This window comes from Nocardia sp. NPDC049707 (genome assembly GCF_040674855.1).
Taxonomy (GTDB): Bacteria; Actinomycetota; Actinomycetes; order Mycobacteriales; family Mycobacteriaceae; genus Nocardia.
Map to the genome: position 1 here is coordinate 23,069 of NZ_JBFANN010000031.1, position 23,093 is coordinate 46,161.

General features: G+C 66.1%; 19 protein-coding genes. 13 read left to right on the plus strand and 6 right to left on the minus strand.

Annotated elements, in window-relative coordinates; translation table 11 throughout:
* Together AB0J29_RS24915 and AB0J29_RS24920 are read left to right on the plus strand one after the other, a co-directional pair.
* On the plus strand, nucleotides 1-4,212 hold the full coding sequence (locus tag AB0J29_RS24915; RefSeq protein ID WP_364790776.1) for a TIGR02680 family protein: 4,212 nt from the start codon (nucleotides 1-3) through the stop codon (nucleotides 4,210-4,212).
* A gap of 19 nt (nucleotides 4,213-4,231) precedes the next feature.
* Nucleotides 4,232-5,545 (plus strand): MFS transporter, encoded by a 1,314-nt coding sequence (locus tag AB0J29_RS24920; protein WP_364790779.1) that lies wholly within the window; start codon nucleotides 4,232-4,234, stop codon nucleotides 5,543-5,545.
* Between the two features lie 4 nt (nucleotides 5,546-5,549).
* On the opposite strand, the gene AB0J29_RS24925 is transcribed toward AB0J29_RS24920, so the two are convergent.
* Together AB0J29_RS24925 and AB0J29_RS24930 are read right to left on the minus strand one after the other, a co-directional pair.
* Nucleotides 5,550-6,155, minus strand: coding sequence for a M15 family metallopeptidase (locus tag AB0J29_RS24925; protein ID WP_364790782.1), 606 nt, complete (start codon nucleotides 6,153-6,155; stop codon nucleotides 5,550-5,552).
* 1,010 nt (nucleotides 6,156-7,165) lie between these two features.
* Nucleotides 7,166-8,842, minus strand: coding sequence for a fumarate hydratase (locus tag AB0J29_RS24930; protein WP_364790785.1), 1,677 nt, complete (start codon nucleotides 8,840-8,842; stop codon nucleotides 7,166-7,168).
* Nucleotides 8,843-9,098: 256 nt separating this feature from the next.
* Between AB0J29_RS24930 and AB0J29_RS24935 the strand changes: the two genes are divergently transcribed.
* Nucleotides 9,099-9,569: a MarR family winged helix-turn-helix transcriptional regulator gene (locus AB0J29_RS24935; RefSeq protein ID WP_364790788.1), complete on the plus strand. Its 471-nt coding sequence runs from the start codon at nucleotides 9,099-9,101 to the stop codon at nucleotides 9,567-9,569.
* Between the two features lie 9 nt (nucleotides 9,570-9,578).
* Here the strand turns inward: AB0J29_RS24935 and mftD are convergent, their stop codons facing one another.
* On the minus strand, nucleotides 9,579-10,772 hold the full coding sequence (gene mftD, locus AB0J29_RS24940; RefSeq protein ID WP_364790791.1) for a pre-mycofactocin synthase MftD: 1,194 nt from the start codon (nucleotides 10,770-10,772) through the stop codon (nucleotides 9,579-9,581).
* The gene (mftE, locus tag AB0J29_RS24945) at nucleotides 10,769-11,497 is read right to left on the minus strand and encodes a mycofactocin biosynthesis peptidyl-dipeptidase MftE (RefSeq protein ID WP_364790794.1); all 729 of its coding nucleotides are present in this window, start codon (nucleotides 11,495-11,497) and stop codon (nucleotides 10,769-10,771) included. The genes mftD and mftE overlap by 4 nt, the downstream gene beginning before the upstream one ends.
* Nucleotides 11,498-11,564: 67 nt before the next feature.
* Here mftE and mftR point away from each other — a divergent pair, with 67 nt between their 5' ends.
* From mftR to AB0J29_RS24980, 7 genes are all read left to right on the plus strand, one after another.
* Nucleotides 11,565-12,182, plus strand: a complete 618-nt coding sequence (mftR, locus tag AB0J29_RS24950) for a mycofactocin system transcriptional regulator (RefSeq protein ID WP_364790797.1) — start codon at nucleotides 11,565-11,567, stop codon at nucleotides 12,180-12,182.
* Between the two features lie 108 nt (nucleotides 12,183-12,290).
* The gene (locus AB0J29_RS24955; protein ID WP_364494904.1) at nucleotides 12,291-13,199 is read left to right on the plus strand and encodes an STAS domain-containing protein; all 909 of its coding nucleotides are present in this window, start codon (nucleotides 12,291-12,293) and stop codon (nucleotides 13,197-13,199) included.
* Between the two features lie 12 nt (nucleotides 13,200-13,211).
* Nucleotides 13,212-13,601: an STAS domain-containing protein gene (locus AB0J29_RS24960; RefSeq protein WP_357475560.1), complete on the plus strand. Its 390-nt coding sequence runs from the start codon at nucleotides 13,212-13,214 to the stop codon at nucleotides 13,599-13,601.
* Nucleotides 13,579-14,004, plus strand: coding sequence for an ATP-binding protein (locus AB0J29_RS24965; protein WP_364494901.1), 426 nt, complete (start codon nucleotides 13,579-13,581; stop codon nucleotides 14,002-14,004). Before AB0J29_RS24960 ends, AB0J29_RS24965 begins: the two co-directional genes overlap by 23 nt.
* Nucleotides 13,997-14,635: a SpoIIE family protein phosphatase gene (locus tag AB0J29_RS24970; protein WP_364790801.1), complete on the plus strand. Its 639-nt coding sequence runs from the start codon at nucleotides 13,997-13,999 to the stop codon at nucleotides 14,633-14,635. Before AB0J29_RS24965 ends, AB0J29_RS24970 begins: the two co-directional genes overlap by 8 nt.
* Before the next feature lie 174 nt (nucleotides 14,636-14,809).
* Nucleotides 14,810-17,149, plus strand: coding sequence for a SpoIIE family protein phosphatase (locus AB0J29_RS24975; protein WP_364790805.1), 2,340 nt, complete (start codon nucleotides 14,810-14,812; stop codon nucleotides 17,147-17,149).
* Between the two features lie 85 nt (nucleotides 17,150-17,234).
* Nucleotides 17,235-17,567, plus strand: coding sequence for an STAS domain-containing protein (locus AB0J29_RS24980; RefSeq protein WP_364790808.1), 333 nt, complete (start codon nucleotides 17,235-17,237; stop codon nucleotides 17,565-17,567).
* 255 nt (nucleotides 17,568-17,822) lie between these two features.
* Here AB0J29_RS24980 and AB0J29_RS24985 read toward each other — a convergent pair whose 3' ends face one another.
* Nucleotides 17,823-18,863, minus strand: coding sequence for an LLM class F420-dependent oxidoreductase (locus AB0J29_RS24985; RefSeq protein WP_364790811.1), 1,041 nt, complete (start codon nucleotides 18,861-18,863; stop codon nucleotides 17,823-17,825).
* A gap of 116 nt (nucleotides 18,864-18,979) precedes the next feature.
* Here AB0J29_RS24985 and AB0J29_RS24990 point away from each other — a divergent pair, with 116 nt between their 5' ends.
* The 3 genes from AB0J29_RS24990 to AB0J29_RS25000 all read left to right on the plus strand — a co-directional run bounded on the left by AB0J29_RS24990 (nucleotide 18,980) and on the right by AB0J29_RS25000 (nucleotide 22,117).
* The gene (locus AB0J29_RS24990) at nucleotides 18,980-19,612 is read left to right on the plus strand and encodes a cyclodeaminase/cyclohydrolase family protein (protein ID WP_364790814.1); all 633 of its coding nucleotides are present in this window, start codon (nucleotides 18,980-18,982) and stop codon (nucleotides 19,610-19,612) included.
* A 164-nt stretch (nucleotides 19,613-19,776) separates the two neighbouring features.
* The gene (locus AB0J29_RS24995) at nucleotides 19,777-20,529 is read left to right on the plus strand and encodes a L,D-transpeptidase (RefSeq protein WP_364790817.1); all 753 of its coding nucleotides are present in this window, start codon (nucleotides 19,777-19,779) and stop codon (nucleotides 20,527-20,529) included.
* Nucleotides 20,530-21,412: 883 nt separating this feature from the next.
* Nucleotides 21,413-22,117, plus strand: coding sequence for a hypothetical protein (locus AB0J29_RS25000; RefSeq protein ID WP_364790820.1), 705 nt, complete (start codon nucleotides 21,413-21,415; stop codon nucleotides 22,115-22,117).
* A gap of 3 nt (nucleotides 22,118-22,120) precedes the next feature.
* Here the strand turns inward: AB0J29_RS25000 and AB0J29_RS25005 are convergent, their stop codons facing one another.
* Nucleotides 22,121-23,029: an NADP-dependent oxidoreductase gene (locus tag AB0J29_RS25005; RefSeq protein ID WP_364790823.1), complete on the minus strand. Its 909-nt coding sequence runs from the start codon at nucleotides 23,027-23,029 to the stop codon at nucleotides 22,121-22,123.
* Nucleotides 23,030-23,093: the final 64 nt, after the last annotated feature.

A 23,093-nucleotide genomic window follows, 5' to 3' on the forward strand; every position in this document is an offset into this window, starting at 1 on the left:
ATGTCGCTCATCCATGGCGGAGTGCGGTTCGTCCCGACCCGCGCCGGAATCATCAACCTGTGGGATTACCGCGACCAGGAATACTGCTTCGCCGATGGCAGGCTGGTACTGCGCGGGCCCAATGGTTCCGGCAAGACCAAGGCACTCGAGGTGCTGTTCCCGTTCGTGCTCGACGGCCGGATCGAACCGCGCAGGCTCAATCCGTTCGCGGGTGAAGAGCGCACGATGAAGTCGAACCTGTTGTACCGCAAGCAGGAATCCGCGTATTCGTATGTGTGGATGGAGTTCGCGCGCGGTAAATGGGACGATCCCGAGGTCGTCACCATCGGTATCGGTATGCGCGCCACCCGGTCTTCCGACAAGGTGACGCGCTGGTATTTCGTCGCCGACGGGCGGGCGGGCGTCGACTTTTCCCTCATCGGCCCCGACGACCGGCCGCTGACCCGCAAGCAGTTGGCCGAGCAGATCGGCACCGATGCCATCGTCGATCGACCAGTCGAGTACCGCAACGCGATCGATGCGCGCATGTTCGGTCTCGGCACCCAGCGCTACGACCAGCTGATCAATCTCATCCTCACATTGCGTCGTCCTCAGCTTGCGAAAAACCTTGATCCGCGCGGACTTTCGCAGGCACTCACCGATGGCCTGCGCCCGCTCGACGAACAGCTGATCCTGGACGCGGCGCGTTCGTTCAGCGATATGGAGGAAGTCGGGCGCACCCTGGAGGGGCTGGTCCACGCCGATACCGCCACCAGGTCTTTCGTCGATGTGTACCGCAAATACCTTGCGGTGCAGGCGAAGACCGATGTCGATCAGGTGCGAACCCGGCTCGACGCGGTGACGCACGCCAGCACCGCCCTCTTCGCCGCCACCGCACTGCGCGAACGTCGCGAGGCCGAGCGCACCGCCGCCGAGGCACGCGCCGACGATGCCGACCGCGCCTACGAACAAGCGCTCTCCGATCGGGAAACCCTGCAGCGCTCCAGCGCCTACGAGGGCAAACAGCAACTCGACGATCTCGCCGACGCGGTCCACCGCCTGGAGACCTCGGCCGGTGTGCACAAGGACAAGGCGCTCAAAGCCCGGCAAACCCTCGATCAGCGCAGCGCGGAGGCCGAACGCGCCAAGGCGGCCGTACAGAATGCGGCCGCCGCGCTGGCCCGCGGCGAGGACGAATTGCGTGCTGCCGCCGAGGAGGCGGGCATCACCTGGGCCGGACCGGCCGATCAGGCGCGCGGCGATCAGCTGACCGCGGCAGTTCGCGGACATGCCGAGGAGCGCGACGCCGACGTCCGCGCGGTCCGCAAGGCGCTCGGTCTGATGGATTCGGCTACGGCCGAACGGAATCGGGCCGAACAGCTCGCCGAACGCGCCAGGGCACTGCGTGAATCGGCCGCCGCCGAGGTCTCGGCCGCCGAGGCGGCCGTTGTGCTTGCACGCACCGAAGCCGGTGGTGCACTGCGCACTTGGTGGGAAACGCATCGAGAGGTGTACTCCCCCATTCGGAAGGGCCTGTACGAGGCGCTCGACACCGCATTGGCCAGCGCGGGCTCCGATGAGGCCGCCGGTGTCGCCGAGGTTTTGACCGAACGCGCCGAACCGCTGCTCGAGGACATCCGCACCCGCCGTCAAGAAGCGCGCACCACGACCGCGTTGGCCGGTGACCGGCTCGTCGAACTCAATGCCGAACGCGATGAGGTCGCGGCCCAACGTGACGAGGCCCCACCGGTTTCCGCCGCTCGTGCGCGGAATGCACAAGGCCGTCCCGGTGCGCCGCTGTGGCGACTGATCCGGTTCGCCGATCCCGTGACACCCGCGCAGGCCGCGGGCATCGAGGCCGCACTGCAGGCCGCGGACCTGCTCGACAGTTGGGTCTGCGCGGAATCCGAACGGCCGGAATACACTTCGGACCAGTTCCTGGTTCCCTTGCCGGCCGACGCGCGGCCGTCCGGTCGAACACTGGCCGATGTCCTTGTCGTGGAGGATGATTCGGCCGATCTCATGGTGTCGAAACAATTCGTCGCGGACGTGCTGGCCTCCATTGCCCTCTACGACAAGGACGCCGAACTCGGCACCGAGGTCGCGGTCAGCACCGCCGGCGGATTCCGCCAAGGCGTCCAGGTCGGGCGCCACCACAAACCCGACGCCGAATTCATCGGCGCCACCGCCCGCGCCAAACGTCGGGAAATCCGGCTCGCCGAGTTGGCCGCCGCCATCGAAGCCGCCGAGCAGACGCAGGGGCAGGCTCGGGCCGACGAGTCCGCCGCGAGCGCCGAACTCACGCGCATCTCCGCCGCCGCCAAGGCATTGCCGCGCCCTTCGGCCGTTACCGCCGCCCTGCGCGCGGTTTCGGAAGCCGCGGGCATGATGCGCTCGCGTTCCGAGGCCCTCGACCAGGCCGAACGCGACCTCGACCAGGCGGTGACCGAGGCGTCGGCGGTCGAGAAGAAGCTGCGCTCGGTCGCCCGGGCGCATCGCACTCCGCGCGACGCCCGCGAGATCGATGCGCTCGCCGCCGCCATCCGTCATTTCGAGAACGCCGGGACCGGCCTGTTGCGCCTGCGCGCCGACCACGAGCGGGAGCGCGAACGCGAACGCGAAGGTTCGGACCGCTTCGACGAGGCCCGCGATCTGGCCGAGGCCTTCGCCGAAGAGGCCGAGGCCGCCAATGCGGGCTACCAGGAGCAGCTGCGCAAACTCGAGACCCTGCGCGAGGCGCTCGGCGCGGGTGCCGCCGATATCGATCGCGAACTGGACCAGGCGCGCGCGAAAATCGAGGCGACCAGGGCCGAGCAGAAGGCCGCCCGCAAGGCGGCCAATGCGGCGATCGAGGCAGTCGGTGATGCGGAGGCGGCCTACCGCACCGCACACGAATCGCTCGGCACCGCGCTCACCGAGGTTCTGGCCGACGTGAAAGCCCTCGCCCCCTACGCCCAACCGGATCTGCTCACCTTGCTCGGCGCGCCCCCGGACAGCCGCTGGCCGAGCAGCGATGCCGCCTGGTCGACCCCCGCACAACTGCTCTACCGCATTTCGGCGGCCGGGCCGGAGGTCGAACCCCAGGTCCTGCCGGATGAGGTGGCCGAGCTCTTCGACAACCTCACCACCGCAACATCTTCGGTGCGGGCCGGCGAGGCGGCCCGCAAATCCACCCGCAGTGCGGTGACCTCGGCACTGCAGGAATTCGATGCCGCACTGGCCGCTTCCGGCCGCGACTACCGGCTGCAATGGGATGCCGCGGACGGCCTTACCGTCGTCCAGGTACAGGATGACAACGGGCTGTCGGCCCTCGCCGATTTCGCCACCCGCATCGACTCCGCCCGCCGCGATCAGGAACTGCTGCTCACCGACGCCGAACGCCGGATCCTCGAGGACGCGCTGCTCACCGGCTTGGCCCAGCAGATCTACGAACGCACCAGCGATGCCCGCGATCTCATCGCCCGCATGGGTGCGGAGATGAAGCAGCGGCGCATGTCCTCGGGCAATACCATCGGCGTGCACTGGGTGCTCGCCGATTCGCTCTCGGATGCGGCCCGCGCCATGTGCAAGCTGTTGGATCGCGACGCCTCGGCCCTAGTCGCCGATGATCTGGCGGCCATCCGCGCCCATTTCGCCGCCGAGATCCGGGCCGCGCGCGCCGCGCATCCGGAGCGTTCCTACCCCGAAATCCTTGGCGCGACACTGGATTACCGGACCTGGCGGGTGTTCTCCTTCACCCTTATCTCCGCTGACGGCAGCGAGGACAAGCTGACCGTGGCCAGGCACAGTGCGCTCTCCGGTGGTGAACAGTCGGTCTCGCTGCATCTGCCGCTGTTCGCGGCCGCGCACGTCATGCTCGACTCCGCCGATCCGCAGGCGCCGCGACTGCTCGCACTGGACGAGGCCTTCGCCGGTGTCGACGATAACGGTCGCAGCGAGTTGCTCGGCCTGAGTGTGCAATTCGACCTCGACCTGTTCATGACCGGTTACGACCTGTGGATCACCTACCCGCACGTCCCCGGCTGCGCGCATTACGATCTCGCGCATTCGGCCGCCGAGAACACCGTCAGCGCGACGCTGCTGGTGTGGGACAGTGGCGATCTGCTGGCCGAACACGATGGGACCGATCTCACCGCCGCACTCGGATCCCCCAACCGCCGCCGCGTCCCGAACTCGATCGAGGGCGGGCTGGCGTTGGACAATATGCCGGGCACCCCCGCCCCGGTCGGCTGAATCGCGAACGGATAAGACAGTGCCTTCGAGCTCCACCCCACACCACCGCAAGGTCGCCCTCGCCACCCTGGTCGGCACCACCCTCGAGTGGTACGACTTCATGCTCTACGGCACGGCATCCGCGCTGATCTTCGGTAAACAGTTCTTTCCCACGCTGAGTCCCGCCGCCGGAACGCTGGCGGCATTCAGCACCTTCGCCGTGGGTTTCGGGGCGCGACCGATCGGTGGTCTGCTCTTCGGCCACTTCGGCGATCGGATCGGTCGCAAGATCACCCTCGTGGTCTCACTCTTTCTGATGGGTGTGAGCACCCTGCTCATCGGGCTGGTCCCGAGCTACGGGAGCATCGGATTCTGGGCGCCCACACTGCTCGTCACGCTGCGACTACTCCAGGGCGTCGGACTCGGCGGTGAAGGTGCGGGCGCGGTGGTGCTATCGATGGAGAATGCGCCACGGGGACGGCTCAATCGGTATGCCAGCTTCCCACAGATGGGCACACCGGCCGGGCTGATTCTGGCCAATGCGATCTTCCTCGGCACCAGTGCGCTGCTGCCGGATTCGGCCTTCCTGAGCTGGGGTTGGCGAATTCCGTTCCTGTTCAGCGCGATTCTTGTCATTGTCGGGCTCTGGATTCGGCTCGGTATCGCCGAATCCGCGGACTATGCCGAAATCGTCCAACGCGGCGAAGTCGCGTCGTTTCCACTTCGCGACGCCCTTCGGGTGGGAGCGGCGCGGCTGCTGCTGATTCTGTTCGCCGCCATCTCGACTTCAGCGGTCGTCTATATCTTCATGGTTTTCACGTTGAACTATGGCACCAAGGCGCTCGGGTTCAGCCGAGACTTCCTCCTGCTCGGCGTCATCGTTTCCGCCGTTGTCTGGTGTGCGACCATGCCCGGCTGGGGCTCGCTCGCCGACCGCTACGGCACGCGTCGGATATTCCTCGCGGGCACCGCCGCCCTGACGGTGTGGTGTGCGGTGTACTTCCCGCTGCTGAACACCGGCAACAGGGCCGTCGCGTTCCTGGCGCTACTCGGTATGGGCGTGACGCTGCCGATCTCCCACAGCGTCGGCGGCATCATCATCGCCGAACTGTTTCCCCCCTCGGTCCGCTACTCCGGCACGTCACTGATCGTGCAGGCCTCGGTCGTTCTCGGCGGTGGCCTCGCCCCGCTCATCGCAACCGCACTGTGGACCGCTGGCTCGACCTCTGCGGCGGTGACCTGCTACATCGTTGCCGTCTGTGCGCTGAGCGCGATCAGCACGGCGGTGCTGATGCGGGCGCTGCCGAACCGGGCAGCGCAGGCGCAGACCTCGACGCCCGTATCGGTCCGCTGACCGGCTACAGCCCGGAAGAGCCGCTGAGCCACGGCGGGAGCGGGATCGACGGCAGCATCGGGAGGACGGGCGGGATCGGCAATGACGGAGCCGGGGCGGTACCGCCCTCGCTCGCATCCGCGCGCAGTGCCGGGCAGGCGCCGCCCGGGGCGGTGGCGAGTTCGAAATGCCACCATTCGTTCTGATAGATCCGGCACAGGCCCCAGCGATTCCCCTTCGCCTCCAGCCACTGCGCCCCGGCCTGCGGCCCCACGTCGATCGCCCGGCCCCGCACATGCGTCGACTCATTGGGCGGCAACACCCACCGCCGCGCCTCCTCGGGACTGCCATAGGTCCGCACGCCGTCGTCCCACAGCGCCTGCTGCTCGGCGGGCGTGCGGTAGCCGGAGTTGATGTACAGCGCGACCCCTTCAGCATCCGCCTGGTGCTCGGCCTGTGTATACGCCGCCGTGAGCCCCGGCTCCAGCCCCTCGGTCCCGCTGGCATTGCCGGCCACCTGCTCGACCGGCGCGGCCGTGGCGGTGGGCATGGCCAGCCCGGCCGCAACGATCACCGGGAACAGCCCGGCGGGTATACCCAGCAGGGCCCGGGCACGAGGCGTTAGCAACATGTCAGCGATAGTAACGGCCCCCCGCGGGCCGCGGACCCGCATCTACTCCCCTACGGCCCACACGCCGCCGTCGATCACCCTTAGCAACACACCGGCGAAGGCGAGGACACCGCCGTGTCCGAACGGACGTCATTCACATAGCTTTCCACATACACACAGCACAATAAATCACCAATGTCCGAAACATCCTGTGCCACGCCCGATTTGTCGCAGCGGAAATCCTGCTGTCCACAATGTATTCCAGAGTTGTGGAGCACGATCAACAATCCACAGCAACCCCCTAGAAAACGCAACCCATTGCACCGCAGACCATTCCGCCGCGACACCGTAGCCGCTGACGCAGAACGGGTGGCCATCGCGCACAAGTAACAACTGCACGTGATAGCCATCCGCTATATTTGGTGTCGATCGGCTAGATGTCAGGGGTGCACGGAGTACGCACCGCGGATCGCTTCGGCCGCTTCACGATTGCAGTCGATGCGCTCAACGATTTCCGGAACAGGCACCCGCGCGTAGGCGATGGCGCATTCGACGCTGCGGGAGTGCAGATCCGATTACCAGCTCGCGACAGCGATGCGGCGTTCTACCAGACCGTCCGGCTCCGGTAGGCGCGCAACGACTTCCCATGCCTCCGGCCCCACCGCCGATGCCGGCGGTGCCGGCGGTTCGAGATGGGACCGCGGAACACGATTCCGGGATAGTCGAGCTGATCGAAATCCTCCCGGATCAGCAGTTGATCAGCACGGTCGAACCGATTCCCGCACGCGCGGCGCGTTCGACCAACCGACGGCTGGCGGATTCCGAGAGGCGAAGCGACATCCTCATTGCCCTCCTCGACCTCCATCGACACCGGTGCAGCGATGTTCCTCATCAAGTGCGTCGCTTCGGCGGCGTTGCCACCCCAGCGAACGGGGTGGCATTCCAGTGTCCGGACATGCGCCCTGATGGCTGACCGTTTCGAGCGACCCGCCGGCAGTAGCCGGCGGCCGAACGCCAGGTTCGAAAACTGTTCAGACGCGTTCCTTCGAACGGGTGCGCACTCGCAACGCAATCGGCTTCTGCGTTTCCGCGAAGAAATCGTTGCCCTTATCGTCCACGACAATGAATGCCGGAAAATCTTCGACCTCGATCTTCCAGACCGCCTCCATACCCAGCTCCGGGTACTCCAGAACTTCAACGGATTTGATGCAGTCCAGCGCCAGTCGCGCCGCGGGCCCGCCGATCGAACCGAGATAGAAACCGCCGTGTTCCTTACACGCCTTGGTCACCTGGGCCGAGCGATTACCCTTGGCCAGCATGACGAATGACCCGCCCGCGGCCTGGAACTGATCGACGTAGGAGTCCATCCGGCCCGCAGTGGTCGGACCGAACGAACCGGAGGCGTAGCCCTCGGGCGTCTTCGCCGGGCCGGCGTAGTAGACGGCCATCTCGCGCAGGTATTCCGGCATCGGCTCGCCCGCGTCGAGGCGTTCCTTGATCTTGGCGTGCGCGATGTCGCGGGCGACCACCAGCGGACCGGTCAGCGAAAGCCGGGTCTTCACCGGGTATTTCGACAGTTCGGCACGGATCTCCGACATCGGCCGGTTCAGGTCGATCTGCACCACATCGCCGCCGAGGATCGAGTCGGTCTGCTCTGGTAGGTAGTGCGCGGGCTCGCGCTCGAGCTGCTCCAGGAACACACCCTCGGGCGTGATCTTGGCCAGCGCCTGCCGGTCGGCCGAACAGGACACCGCGATGGCGACCGGGCAGCTCGCACCGTGCCGGGGCAGGCGCACCACGCGCACGTCGTGGCAGAAGTACTTACCGCCGAACTGGGCGCCGATACCGAAGGACTGGGTGAGCTTGAACACCTCTTCCTCCAGCTCCAGATCCCGGAAGGCATGTGCCGCGAGCGAACCCTCGGTGGGCAGGGTGTCCAGGTAGTGTGCGGAGGCGTATTTCGCCGTCTTCAGCGCGAATTCCGCACTGGTACCGCCGATTACGACCGCGAGATGGTACGGCGGGCAGGCGGCGGTGCCGAGCGAGCGGATCTTTTCGTCCAGGAACTCCAGCATGCGCGTGGGATTCAGTACGGCCTTGGTCTCCTGATACAGGAACGACTTGTTCGCCGAACCGCCACCCTTGGCCATGAACAGGAACTTGTAGGACGGATGCGCGGGATCGCCCGGTGTGGAGTACAACTCGATCTGCGCGGGCAGATTGGTGCCGGTGTTCTTCTCATCCCACATGGTGATCGGCGCGAGCTGAGAGTAGCGCAGATTCAACTTGGTGTAGGCGTCGAATACACCACGGCTGATCCATTCGGCATCGTCGGCACCGGTGAGCACACCCTCGGACTTCTTGCCCATCACGATCGCGGTGCCGGTGTCCTGACACATCGGCAGGATGCCGCCGGCGGAAATGTTGACGTTCTTGAGCAGGTCCAGTGCGACGAAGCGGTCGTTACCACTGGCCTCGGGATCATCGATGATCCGGCGCAGCTGCGACAGATGCGCGGGCCGCAGGTAGTGGCTGATGTCGTGCATCGCCTCGGCGGTCAGTACCCGCAATGCCTCGGGTTCGACCTGCAGGAAGGTGCGGCCATTGTGTTCGAAGGTGCTGACGCCCTCGGTGGTGATCAACCGGTACGGGGTGTCGTCGGCGCCGATCGGCAGCAGATCTGAATAGCGGAAATCCGGCGCGGTCACGGACGCACTCCTTATTCGGTCTCAGGGCTGACGCCCAGCCGGGGCCTTGGGTAGGTCTTCGGCAGGCTGGTCACGAGCACAAGGAGCGTATCCAGTAATAAGAGTCCGACCATTGCTTAGGCAACCCTCACTCGATGCATCCGGCCAAAAGGTTGCACGTTCAACCCCGCGGGTGCTACCTCTCAGATCTGGCAGTTGTCGCGCGAGATCACACGACGTGACAATTCAATGACTAGTCAGAGTTTGGAGCGCTCTCGTGACCGATTCCCACTGGCTCGATGACATCGAAATGCGCACATGGGTGGGATATGTGCGCACCAGGGACCTCATCGCCGCTGCGGTCGGGCGCGACTCATCCCGCGAGTCGAACCTCACCTACGTCGAATACTCGGTGCTGGCCTACCTAGCCGACGCACCCGATCACCGACTCACCTTCGCCGATCTCGCCGCCAAACTCGAATGGTCGCAGAGCAGGCTGTCCCACCAGATCACCCGCATGGAGAAGCGCGCGCTGGTCGCCAGGGAACCGATCCCGGACGACGCCCGCCGCACCGCCGCGCGGCTCACCCCGCGCGGCACCGACGTGCTGACCACAGCCGCACCCGCCCATCTACAGAGCGTGCGCAGACATATGGTCGACGTGCTCGATCGCCAGCAATTGGCCGCCCTCGCCGATATCTACGACACGCTGCTCGCCCATCATCGAAGGGTTGCAGCTCCCGAATAGTCCGCCAGGTCAAGCCGACTGCACGGCCGGGTCCGGCACCCCCAATGCCCGTTCGAACCCGGCGGGCACCACCAGATCGCCCCGATCGAGATCGCCGACACTGGTCTTGCGCAGTCCAAGCAGCGCCGAATCAATACCGCCACGCACGATGTCGAGCACATTCTCGACACCGGCTTGCCCGTTCGCGGCGAGGCCCCACAGGTAGGCCCGCCCGATCATGACCGCGCGAGCGCCGAGCGCCACCGCCTTCACCACATCGCTACCGCGCCGGATGCCACCGTCGAGTACCACCTCGAGCTGCGACCCGACCGCATCGGCCACCACGGGCAATGCCCGAATCGCGGCGGGCGTGCCGTCCAGATTGTTCCCGCCGTGATTGGACACCGAAATCGCCGCGACGCCGGCATCGACCGCTCGCAGCGCATCGTCGACGCGCATTACCCCCTTGAGCATGACCGGCCCGTCCCACTGTTCGCAGATCCACGCCACATCCGCCCAATCCGGCGCGGGAGTCCCCATCCACTCTCCGTAGGCGCCGAAGAAGCCGGGCGCCGGACCGTCGCCGACGGCCATATTCGGCGCGGTGAGATCCGGAATGTGACCAGAGCGAACATAAGTCGCGAGCCAGCGCGGCCGGGCCAGGGTCTGCGGCGCGAATTTCAGCATGGTCTTGAAATCCAGCTTCTCCGGGATCACCGGGCTGCCCCAGTCGCGTCCGTGCGAGAAGGACCAGTCCAGGGTCAGGATCAGACCGACCGCGCCCGTCGCCTTGGCACGCGACATCCGTTGCAGGATGTCATCTTTCGAACCGCACCAGTACAGCTGGAAAAATGTCGCCGGATTCGCCGCGATGACCTCCTCGATGGGCTTGCTCGCGAACGAACTGAGCCCCATCGCGATCCCGCGCGCCGCCGCCGCACGCGCCACAGCCACTTCACCATCCGGATGCACCGCCTGCACACCGGTCGGCGAGATCAGCACCGGCATCGAAAGCTGCTGCCCCAGTAGGGTCGTCGACTGGTCACGATCACCGATCGGACCCGCGCAATGCGGTGCGAAGCCGAGTTCGGTGAAGGCCTGCTGATTTTCGTCGATGGTCTGGCCGCGCTCGGATCCGGCGATCAGTGCGCCGTACACCGACTTCGGCAGTCGTTTCTTTGCCCGCCGCTGTGCCTCGGCAACGGTTTCGAACCAGGGGTTCACAAGAGGGATCCTTTCGGGGACGCCACCGGCCACCACAGCCGGATCTGTTCATTCAGGTCAGTGGCCAGTTGGGTGAGCAGCGCGGCGCCCTCGTCGGCATTCGCGCCCGCGGGGTCGCCGAGGACCCCGTTGGCGCTCACGGCGCGCACGCCACCGGCGCGCAGCAGGGGCAGGATCTCGGCGAGCGGCCTCGTATCGCCGGCGACGGCGCGTTCGGTCCGCACCGCATCCGGGTGCAGCGCCAACTGCATCGATGTCTCGGCGCGGCCCGCATGCGGATCGCCCGGATAGCGCGGCATGTACACCCGAACGTCCCGGGATTCGGTGCGCAGCAACGCCTCCGCCCTGTGCAGCGGATCGAGATTGCCGCCGTGCCCGTTGACGAGCACGATGCGGTCGAAGGTGTCGGTGGCCGAACGGCACAACTCCACGATGAGCAACTCCAGCGCCGCCTGTCCGATCGACAGCGTGCCCGCGAAACCCGCGTGCTCACCGCTGGCCCCATAGGCGATCGCCGGTGCCACGAGCACATCCGAGCGCGCTTCGGCCAGCCGCGTACACAATGCCACCGCGATATCGGTATCGGTCGACAGCGGCAGATGTGGTCCGTGCTGTTCGGTCGCGCCGACCGGCACGGCGAGAATCGCGCCCGCAGCCGCTCGTGATCCGGCCTCCGGCCAGGTCAGTTGTGCGGCCACGGTGTGTTCCGCGGCACTTTCCACCATGCCGCGAGATTATCGTCAGTCACTGACATAATCAAGATCAGGCGATCGACGCCCATAATCAACAGCCGTGACAGATGCCAAGGCGCGGGGCCGTCCACGCGGCACAACCAAGCGCGAACTCGAACTGATCGCCATGCGACTGTTCACCGAACAGGGCTTCGACGAAACCACCGTCGAACAGATCGCCGCGGCCGCGGGCATCAGCGGCCGCACCTTCTTCCGCTACTTCCCCACCAAGGCGGAGGTGCTCTGGTACCAGTTCGACGCCGAGGTCGCGGCGCTGCGCGCCGCCTTCGCCACCGTGCCGGACGAGGTCCCGATGATGACCGCCGTGCGCCGAGTCGTGGTGAATGCCAACCGATATCGCGCCGAAGACGTGCCGGAACTGCGCATTCGCATGCAACTCGTCGGCGGCATTCCGGCACTCGCCGCCACCGCGGGCGCGCATTACGACGCCTGGGAGCGGGCCGTGAGCGCCTTCGCCGCACGTCGGCTCGGTGTACCGGAAGACAGCCTGCTCGCGATGGCGGTCGGCCGCACCACCCTGGCCGCCGCGCGCGCCGCCTTCGATGCCTGGCTCACCCGCGCTGACGCCGACCTCACGGTCTACCTCGACGAAGCGCTCGCGGCCCTGGCACGTGGATTCGCGCCACCGACCGAGGAGCCGGATCTACCATCGAGCTAACGGCAGGTTTCACCGGCGCGCGAGATGGGGTATGACTAGGCTCTGTATCGGCGCGCAGCCGAATGCACGACTATCCCGACAATCCCGTCGAAAGGGGCTGGAATTTCCATGTCCGAGGTGTCCATGAACCTTTCGGCGGATTCCCTGCCCGTAGGACCAGTCGACAACCTGCTTCCGCAGCTGGTCGAACACCTGCGGCAGAACCGGACCGCGCTGCGTGAAGAGTGGGCCCGGCGCATTACCGATGCCCAACTGCTGACCGCCATGACCCCGGAGGAAATCTTCTCCGAGGCGACCTCGATGTACGACAACTACGTCGAGGTGCTCGTGACCGGTAGCGTCGAGGCGCTGCAGGCCTACGCGCGCGATCTGTCCGAGCGCATTATTCCGAGAGGCGTCGATACCGACGAGGTCCTCGGCATCGTGCTGCTCCTGCGTGATGTGCTGGCCCGCTCGCTGTTCGAGAAATACCAGGCCGATTTCGAGTTGCTCAACGCTGTACTCGACGCGTACGAGCCCGCCGCGAATCGCATCGCGAGCACTGTGGCCATCTCGTTCGTGCAGGAGCGCGAGCGTGTCATCCGCCAGCAGCAGGAAGCCATTCGCGAGCTGTCCACCCCGGTGCTGCAGGTGCGTGAGCAGCTGCTCATCCTGCCGATCATCGGTGTACTCGACTCGCAGCGCGCCCGTCAGCTGACCGAACAGCTCCTGCGCGCGATCCGCGCCAATCGCGCGAAGGTGGTCGTCATCGATATCACCGGTGTGCCCGAGATCGACTCCACAGTGGCCAACCACCTGGTGCAGACCGTCGACGCATCCGGCCTGATGGGCGCCAATGTGATCATCACCGGCCTGTCCTCCGAGATCGCCCTCACCCTGGTGACCATCGGCCTCGACCTGTCCAAGATGAATGCGGTCGGCGATCTCCAGGGGGGTATCGAAGAGGCCGAACGCCTACTCGGCTATGAGGTGACCCGCGTGACGGATCGCATGCTCACCGAGCGCGATGGGCGCTGATCGGGCCCAACTATGCCGGTTCCGATCCTCAAACAAGGTACCTATTTGATCGCGTCGGTCCAGTCAGCCTTGACCGACGCGGATACCGAGCGCCTCCAGGACGACCTGATGAAACAGGTCAGCAGATACCGGGCACACGGGATCATCGTGGACGTCACTGCGATAGATGTGATGGATTCGTTCGCGGCCAGATCGCTGCGTACCATCGCGCACATGACGCAGCTCCGCGGTGCCGAAACGGTCATCGTCGGATTACAGCCCGAAGTCGCGTTCGCCATGGTGCAGCTTGGCCTCACCTTCGAAGGCATGCACACCGCCCTCGATCTGGAAGAGGGCTTGGCGTGGCTGAACCGCAAGACTCCGGCCCGCCGCCAGCGAGATGGTCGTGACAGTGGCCGCTGAGAACTTGGTGATCGCGATCAAAGTGTCGGGTGACATTGTGATCGCACGTCAAGCCGGACGTGAGCTGGCGGCCAAGCTCGGTTTTTCTCTGACAGATATGACCATGATCTCGACGGCCATCTCCGAGATCGCCCGCAACATAACCAGTTACGCGGGCAGTGGTGAAATACGTTTGCTGGTCGATGACCGGGAGGGGCGCCAGGCGCTGGTCGTCCAGGCCGAGGATCAGGGGCCCGGCATCCGCGATATCGCCCGCGCACTCGACGACGGGTTCTCCACCGGCCGCGGTCTCGGACTCGGCCTGCCCGGCGCGCGCCGGCTGATGGACCGGCTCACCGTCGAATCCCCACCCGGACGCGGCACGTTGGTGGAGATGTGGAAGTGGGTACCCAACGGTGCATGAGGACGGGATCATCGGCCGGATCGAATGGGCGGTGGCCGGCCGTGCCCTGCCCGGTCAGCGGGTTTCCGGTGATCGCGGCGTGGTGCTCGACGCGGGCGGCGGCGCGGTGCTCTTCGCCGTCCTCGACGGACTCGGCCACGGGGCGGCGGCCGCGGACGCCGCCGATCGCGCAGCGCAGGTGCTCTCGGAGAACCGCGCCGAACCGCTGGACGTCCTGATGGTGCTCTGTCATCGGGCCATGACCGACACCCGAGGTGCGGCAGTGTCTTTGGCACTGTTCGGCGCATCCGATACGGTGCACTGGCTCGGCGTCGGCAATGTCGATTGCCGGATTCTGACCGCGGGTCCGGTCGGGCTCGCCATGCGCGCGACGGTCCTGATGACCGGTGGCATCGTCGGCTATCGGCTACCCCAGAACCTCCAGGTGCAGACCGTTCCGGTGCGGCCGGGCGATCTGCTGCTGATGTCGACCGACGGCATCGTCACCGAATCCGCCGACAACGGCATCGATCCGTCCAAATCCACCGCGCAGATCACCGCCGAAATCCTGGCCAGGCATGCCAAAGACACCGACGACGCATTGGTGCTCGCGGCCCGCCATCGGGGCGGCGTACTGGAGGCATCAGCGTGAACGGCGGACAGCACATAAGCGAGCGGAACGCGCGAACAAAAAGCGCGGCCGCCATCGCGGTCATGGCGGAGCCGAGCGCCAGCGAGGCGGAGACATGAGCGAGCGAAGCGAGCGAACAAAAAGCGCAGCCGCTATCGCGGTCATGGCGGAGCCGAGCGCCAGCGAGGCGGAGACATGAGCGCGGCACTGGCCGCATTTCTCGACGCCTACGCGGATGCGCTACGGCGGCATCTGAACTCACCCTCGCAGGCCGGTCTCGGGGAGGGTTACGAGCTCGGCCGCCGTGCCCTCGTCGAGGGCATCAGCCTGCTCGATCTCACCGAAAACCATTATCGCGTAGTACAAGCCACCGAATCGGACACCGCGGACGCTGACGAATCCGCGAAACACGCCGAGACCGCACTGGAATTCCTGCTGCAGACCCTCGCCGCACTCGACATCGCTACCCGCGGCTACATCGATGGCACCCGACGCGCCGAACAACAGCGTTCGCGCATCGACGATCTCGCGGGGCGCGACGCCTTCCGCACCGCCCTGGTGGAGTCGTTGCAGGACGGCTTCTTCGTCGCCGACGCGCGCGGCACCATCATCGAGGTCAACTCCGCCTTCGGCGCGCTGACCGGCTACGGCGCATCGGAACTTCCGTTCCCGCTGCCGCACCCATGGTCGATGCCGGCGGGTCCGCGCTATCCCGATCTAGGTAGCGAGGCACAGCGGTTCGTGATTCCGGTCAAACATCGCGACGGCCGCACGGTCTGGCTCGCGGTGAGCACCAGTGCGATGGTCGAACCGGAAAAGTACGAGCAGATCTTCGTCGGCACCATCCGCGATGTCACCGCCGAACACGATGCGCAGGCCCGCGATCAGGCGGCGTCGCGACTGGCCACCGCGGTCGGCGCGGCCACCAGTGTCGTCGAGGTGCTCGCCGTCGGGTTGGACGAACTGCGCCGCACCGTCGGTGCGGAAACCGCGGTGGTCATGGTGTGGCCCAACCGCAATACCGGTCCGGAGACATATATCTCGGGGGCCGAGGGTGTTCCGGAAGGTTCGGTGGTCGACGCCCGTGCCCGGGCGCTACTGGATCGGGCCCGGCGCCGGCCGGCGCGCAGCCTGTTCGCGATTCCCGAGGGCACCGAAAGCTCCGAAGGCATCGTCGCCCCGCTCGGTGAAACAGGTGATGCGTCGCTGTGGCTGCGTTTCGCCGCACCACGTGCCGTCAGCGCCGCCGATTGGACATTGTTCTCGCTGCTCATCGGACATCTGAGTTTGGCGGTGCAGCGGGCGCGCAACTTCGATCAGGCGCGCTCGACCTCGCTGACACTGCAACGGGCCATGCTGGGTCCGATCGAACTGCCGCCGCGATTCTCGGTGCACTACGAGCCCGCACTGCCGCCGCTGGAGATCGGCGGCGACTGGTACGACGTGGTGCCGCTGCGCGACGGCACCATCGGCATCGTGGTCGGCGACTGTGTCGGGCGTGGTCTGTCCGCGGCTGTCGTGATGGGCCAATTGCGCACGGCCGCACGGGCTCTCCTGCTGCGCGGCGCGGGGCCGGCACAGCTGCTCGCGGAACTCGATACCGTCGCGAGCCGGATTCCGGGCGCGATGTGCACGACCGTCTGCGCCGCCGTCCTCGATCCGGTGCGCGGACTGGTCCGCTACAGCAGCGCCGGACATATGCCGCCGATTCTGGCCGATGTCGGTCGGCCGGGCCGACTACTCGAGGGCGGGCGCGCGGTGCCGCTGGCCACCTTCGATACGCCACGGCGTCCTGAGGCCACCACGGCGCTCACGCCGGGTTCGACGCTGGTGCTGTTCACCGACGGCTTGGTCGAACAGCGTGGTGTCGACATCGACGACAGTTTCGCCAAGATCTCCGCGGTGCTGGCCGATACCGCGGGCAAGCTGCCGCGCGAGGTCGCCGATGCCGTGCTGTCCCGACTGCGTCCGGCCGCAGGCTACGACGATGACGTCGCCATGGTCGTGTACCGGCAACCTCCGGCAGCGCTGCGGCTCGAGATTCCGGCCAATCCGGATCGGCTTTCGGCCATGCGCAAGCGACTCAAGGCCTGGCTCGCCGCCGCCGCGGTGCCGCACGATCTGGCCTCCGACCTCATCGCCGCGGCGAACGAGGCCTGTAGCAACAGCATCGAACACGCCTACCGCAACGGCGGCGGACCGGTCGGCCGCGCGATCAGCTCAGCGACCGACCTGCTCGGTCGGGCCACCAGCCCCGCGGCGGCGACCACCGATTCCGGACTCGTCGAATTGACCGCCGAATGTGACACCCAAAAGGTCGTCATATTGGTCGCCGACACCGGAACGTGGAAACCACGCTCCGCCGATCCCGGGCCGCGCGGACGTGGCGTCGACATGATGCGGGCATTGACAGAAGAATTGGAGATAGACCACAGCGGGCTGGGCACCCGCGTCCGCATGTCGGTAACCTTGCCCGCGATCAAATCCCCAGTAGCGAACCCACTTCGTGGCACGAACCGCCAGGTTTCTGGATGAGGAATGCAGCGCGAAGGGCAGGTTCATGGCAGATTGTGATGATGTGACAAACAACTCCGGAGACACGTATCCCTTGGCGGACACGATGACCACCACAGTCGAGGCACACGATGGCGCGACCGTGCTCACAGTTTCCGGCGAGGTCGATCTGGCGACCGCGCCAGCACTGGAGAACAGCATCGAGGCCATCCTCGCCGGTAAACCGAGGGTCCTGATCATCGACCTGACCGGTGTCAGTTTCCTCGCCTCGGCGGGTATGGCAACCCTGGTCGCAGCGCATCAGCGGGCCGGCGACGCGACGACCATCGTGATTGTCGCGGACGGTCCAGCGACCAGTCGGCAACTCAAGATGACGAGTCTCGATCAGGTGTTCGCACTGCACTCCACACTGGCCGAGGCGCTGGCCGCACTCCGGTAGACCGACTCGGCCGCAGCTTCACCGGTATGGCCACCTGACCGGGACGGAGCGAGTCTTACGAGCGACGTTCGCGGCCGTCTCGCGGCCGAGTGGTCGAAACGCATGCGCCGAAGGCGCGAGTCTCGACTACTCGGCCGCGCCCATCGAGCGCTGCCGGACGAAGTCCGGCATCAGTCTCTTGCACTGTGGACGAGCGAATACGAAGCCACCGCACACCAGGGCGTCACGAACACGCAGCGCCACAGGCGCTGCTGATCAGACACAGAGTTCGCGAAGTTGCTCGATCAGTTTGACCCGCTCGGCCGGGGTCGCCGCCATCGGCACCACATTCAGCACCGTGACACCCGCCTCGCGGAATGCGGCGACCCGCTCCCGCACGAATCCGGCCGGACCGACCAGCGAGATATCGCGAACCAGATCGTCCGGGACCACCTTGGCGGCCCCTTCCTTCTTGCCCGCCAGGTACAGCTCCTGGATCCGGTCCGCCTCGGCGCCGTACCCGTACTTGGTGGCCAGCGTGTGATAGAAGTTTTTGCCCTTGGCGCCCATGCCGCCGATGTAGAGCGCCAGATGCGGTTTCACGAATTCCAGTAGCGGCGTGACGTTTTCGCCGATGGCCAGTGCGGGCCCGGCGTAGACGTCCAGCTCGCCGAGGACCGGATCTCGCTTGGCCAGACCGGCATCCAGTGCTTCGCCCCAGATCTCCTTGGCCTTCTCCGGTATGAAGAAGATCGGCTGCCAGCCCTCGGCGATCTCCGCGGCCAGCTGCACATTCTTCGGGCCGAGCGCGGCCAGCAGCACCGGAATACGTTCGCGCACTGGATGATTGATCAACTTGAGTGGTTTGCCGAGGCCGGTGCCCCGGTCGGCGGGCAGCGGGATCTGGTAGTACTTGCCCTGGTACTCCAGCCGCTCCCGGCGCCACACTGTGCGGCAGATCTCCACCAGTTCCCTGGTGCGTCCGATGGGCGCGTCATAGGGGACGCCGTGGAAGCCCTCGATCACCTGTGGGCCCGATGCGCCGATGCCGAGTATGTACCGGCCATCGGAGACGAAGTCCAGGCCGGCGGCGGTCATCGCGGTCAGACTCGGGGTGCGGGTGTAGATCTGCAGGATGCCCGAGGCCAGCTGCAGCCGGGTGGTCTTGGCCGCCAGATACCCGAGCGCGCTCACCGCGTCGAACGAGTAGGCCTCCGGCACGAACACGATGTCGAGTCCGGCCTTTTCCAGGTCGGCCACCTCGGCGGCCGCCTCTTTGAAGCCGCCCGAGTAGTTGATGCTCAATCCGATCCGCATAGCACTCAACATAACCGCAGCTACGCACCGGCCGCGCACCGGCTACTCCGGCGCGGGCGGTAGCGTATTCGCCGTAGTTCACCACTGTCGTCACAGGAAATGAAAGGCCACCCGCCGTGTCGCAGCCCGCCTTCGCTGAGGCCACTCTCGCGCAGTACCTGAACGACCTGGCCGCGAAGGTGCCCGCACCAGGTGGTGGCGCTGTCGCCGCGCTGCACGCCGCACAGGGCGCCGCGTTGGTCGCGATGGTCGCGCGCTACACCACTCGAGCCAAGGATGCCGAGCACTGGCCGGTCATCGACCGGATCATCGAGGCGGCCGATGCGGCTCGCGAGCGCGCGCTGGCCCTCGCCGATGCCGACGCCGCGGCATTCACCGCCGTCGGCCACGCCTACAAGTTGCCGAAGGATTCTCCGGAGCAGGCCACCGCGCGCACCGATGCGATTGCCGCCGCGCTGCTCGAGGCGGCCCGGGTGCCCGCCGCGGTCGTCGACGAGGCCGATGAGGTGCTCTCCCTCGCCACCGAACTGCTGCCGATCGGCAACCCCAACGTGGTCACCGATATCGGCGCCGCCGCCGATGCGGCGCGGGCGGCCGCCACCAGTTCGCAGCTCAATATCGAAATCAATGTCGGTTCGCTCAATGCCGAACAAGCCGCCAAGTTCGCATCGGTGCTGATCCGCATCGACGAGATCACCGCCCGCGCGGACGCATTGCACACCGACGTATTGCACGCCGTGCGCGGCTGAATTAGACCGAACGGTTGGATAGTTTGTCGGACTTTATGCCGGGTATGTCGCCCCTATCCGAAAAGCTGTGGACTCGGACGGCTGTTACAGAACCGGTACGTCGGGTTGATCATGAAGTCCTAGAATGGATTTCTGCGTCCCACACCAGCGTGAAGGGGTGGACCATGCGGACCGCACTCAGATATCTGTTCCTCGCGATCACCGTTGTCGCCTTGGCTGCATTCGGGTCCGGAGCGGCAATCGCCACCACGATTCTGAAACCCAGCGCCGACGCGGTCGCCGCGATAACCCCATCCGCGGGCCAGGAAGTCGGCATCGCGGCACCCGTGACGATTCGATTCGCCAACCCGGTCGCCAACCGCGAGCGCGCCGAACGGCTGGTCGATATCCGGGCCACCGACCAACTGCCGGGCACCATCTCCTGGACCGGCGATCGTGAATTGACCTGGACACCAACGAGTTTCCTGCCGGCTCGGGCGCCGATCTCGGTGCAGGTCGGTAACGCGCGCACAGAGTTCCGCACCAATGCGGGCGTAGTGGGCGACGCCGATATGTCGGCGCATACGTTCACCGTGAGCATCGGTGGTGCGGTCGCGCGATCGATGCCCGCGTCCATGGGCAAGCCGGGCTGGGAGACGCCGACCGGCACCTTCCCGGTGCTGGAAAAGTTCCGTTCGGTCGTCTTCGATTCGCGCACCATCGGGATTCCGCTGAGCTCGCCCGAGGGGTACGTCATCAATGGTGAATACGCCGAACGCCTCACGTGGGGTGGCGTTTTCGTGCACTCCGCACCATGGTCGGTGGATTCGCAGGGCTACGCCAATGTCAGCCACGGCTGCATCAACCTGGCTCCCGACGATGCCGCCTGGTACTACGAAACCGTCGGGGTCGGCGATCCGGTCACCGTGCACTGGTGAGCCGTAACCAGTCCGTTTCCCTGCGCGACACCGCCCCTCGATGTCATCACGCGCAGCACACCTGGCAGTATCCTGCCGGGGTTGATACAACTGCGGGATACACGTGATCGTATGACCTGATGAAGGTGGGGCGATGGATCGACCGGATATGACCTCAGGGGCGCATTCCGGGCAGCAGCCGAGCGCTGCGCCACAACAACCGCTCGATGCGCCGACGGCATACCCGGCTCAGACACCGCCGAACCCGTTCCACCGGATCGGATTCACGGAGGACACCGCGCCGATCGGGCCGATTCCGCGAATCCCGGTCGACGGCGCACCGATCGATACGGGTCCACTGCGGCGCGTTCCGACCGACCGTGCCGCAACGCAATCCGGGCCGGTGCCCCGAGTTCCGGTCGAGCGGGCGCCGATGGATACCGACCCGTTTCGGCGCATTCGCGGCCAACATGTTCCGAATCCCCAGGGCCCGAATCCCCAGCGCCCGAATCCCCAGGGCCTGAGGCAAACCGGACCGATACCGCGGATTCCGATCCAGGAAGTCCCGGCGCGTCCCGCCCCGGTTCCGCACATCTCGATGCACCAGACGCCAACTGCGCAGGACAGCGAACAGCTTCCGCTGACGTTGCCGGAACCGATGCGTCATGCGCCCACCCCTCGGAATCCGACCCCTCCGGTGCCTGCTGCACCGCGGCCGCGCCGGCAGACCCCGGTCCCCCAAGATCCGAATTGGCATGCACCTGTTGCGCAGGACCCGAACCGGGGAACTCCCGTCCAGCGAGATCCGGTGCACCAGAGCCCGATTCGTTCGGAGGCTTCGGACGCAGTAGCCGTCCGACACGATCCGAACCACTACCCACCGGACCTATCCCAGCGGGATAGGGTGCAGCAGAACCCGATTCAGGCAGAAGATCGCGAAGTCGGGCTGCACGAGCTGGACTATCGAAACGACCGGTCCGAATGGGTCGACGAACTTCCCGAGGAGCCGAAATCGCCTGCACCGGACTACTTCCGGCACGAGGAGGCATTGGCGGCCATCATCGATCGGTCCGTCCGGAATCCGTCGAAGCGTCGGTGGATGCCCGTACTGGTCGGGTCGGTCGCGGCGGCCGGACTGCTGGTGGTGGCATCCGTGCAGCTGCTGCCGACTCCGCAACCGGCGACCGTAGCCTCGTCCACACCCGGCCAGGTCGCGGTCTCCGGGGCCACGACCACGGCGCAGTGCCCAGCCGAGCGGGTCGGGAACACAATTACCGGTAATGGTGCGGGCGGGTTGGATTCCGGACCGGGCGTCATCCTCGCATTCCAGTACGCGTATTACGTCACCCGGTCGGGTGTGGCGACCCGAGAGTTCGTGACGCCCAACGCATCCGTCTCCCCTGCCAGGACGATTCAACAGGGCATCGATGGCATTCCGGTCGGTACCACCCACTGCATCAGTATTACGCCGGGAGCCCTCATCGGCCAGTACCTGGTGCAGGTGACCGAGTATCGGCTCGATTCGACATCGATCACCTACAAACCCCAGGTCGTCACGACGGCGCGGGTGGGCAGCCGGACGCTGATCACCGGCATCGGCGCGACCTGACCGTCACACCGGCGAATTCCACGGCACCAGTACGACTTTCCCGCGCACGTGCCCGGATTCGCTCAGGTGATGGGCCTTGACCACGTCGGCCATCGGCAGTACCTGATCGATCTCCACCTGCAACCGACCGGCCTCGAACAGGGCCGCCAGCTCGCCTAGATCGCGGCCGGACGGATTGACATACAGCCGCTGGTAGCGCGGATCGTCCTCGGCATCATTGCCCTGCGCATCGATCAGACGACCGGCCGCGGCGAGCACCGGCAGCGACCTCGATCCGTAGGCACCGCCGACGAGATCGAAGACGACATCGACATCACGCACCATCTCCGCGAAATCGCTTGTCGTGTAGTCGATCACCTCATCCGCGCCGATACCCCGCAGGAATTCGTGATTGGCGGCGCGCGCCGTGCCGATCACATACGCGCCGCGGTCCTTCGCGATCTGCACCGCGAAATGTCCGACACCACCTGCCGCCGCATGGACCAGCACGCGTTGTCCGGCAACGACTTCGGCGAGTCCCTGCCAAGCGGTCAGCACCGCGGTCGGCACGGCGGCCGCATGGATATGATCCAGGATCGCCGGTTTCGGCGCGAGGATATCCGCCTGCGCCACAACGTATTCCGCATAACTGCCGGACCGGCTGAGTACCACGCCGTAGACCTCGTCCCCGACCCGGAATTGCTCGACACCGGCACCGACCGCATCGACGATCCCGGAGACATCGATGCCGAGGGTGAACGGCGGATCCCCGAGTTTGCGCAACAGTCCGGACCGCAGCTTCCAGTCCGCCGCATTCATACCGGTAGCGGCGACCCGCACCAGCACCTCGCCCGGTCCGGCGCTCGGGCGATCTTCCTCGACGATTTCCAGGACCTCGGGACCACCGAATGTTTGTTGCGTAATTGCGAGCATGCCACCGATTCTGCTGTCCCTTAGTATCCAAGGGAAAGAAGGCACTTCAATGATCCCGAGGTAC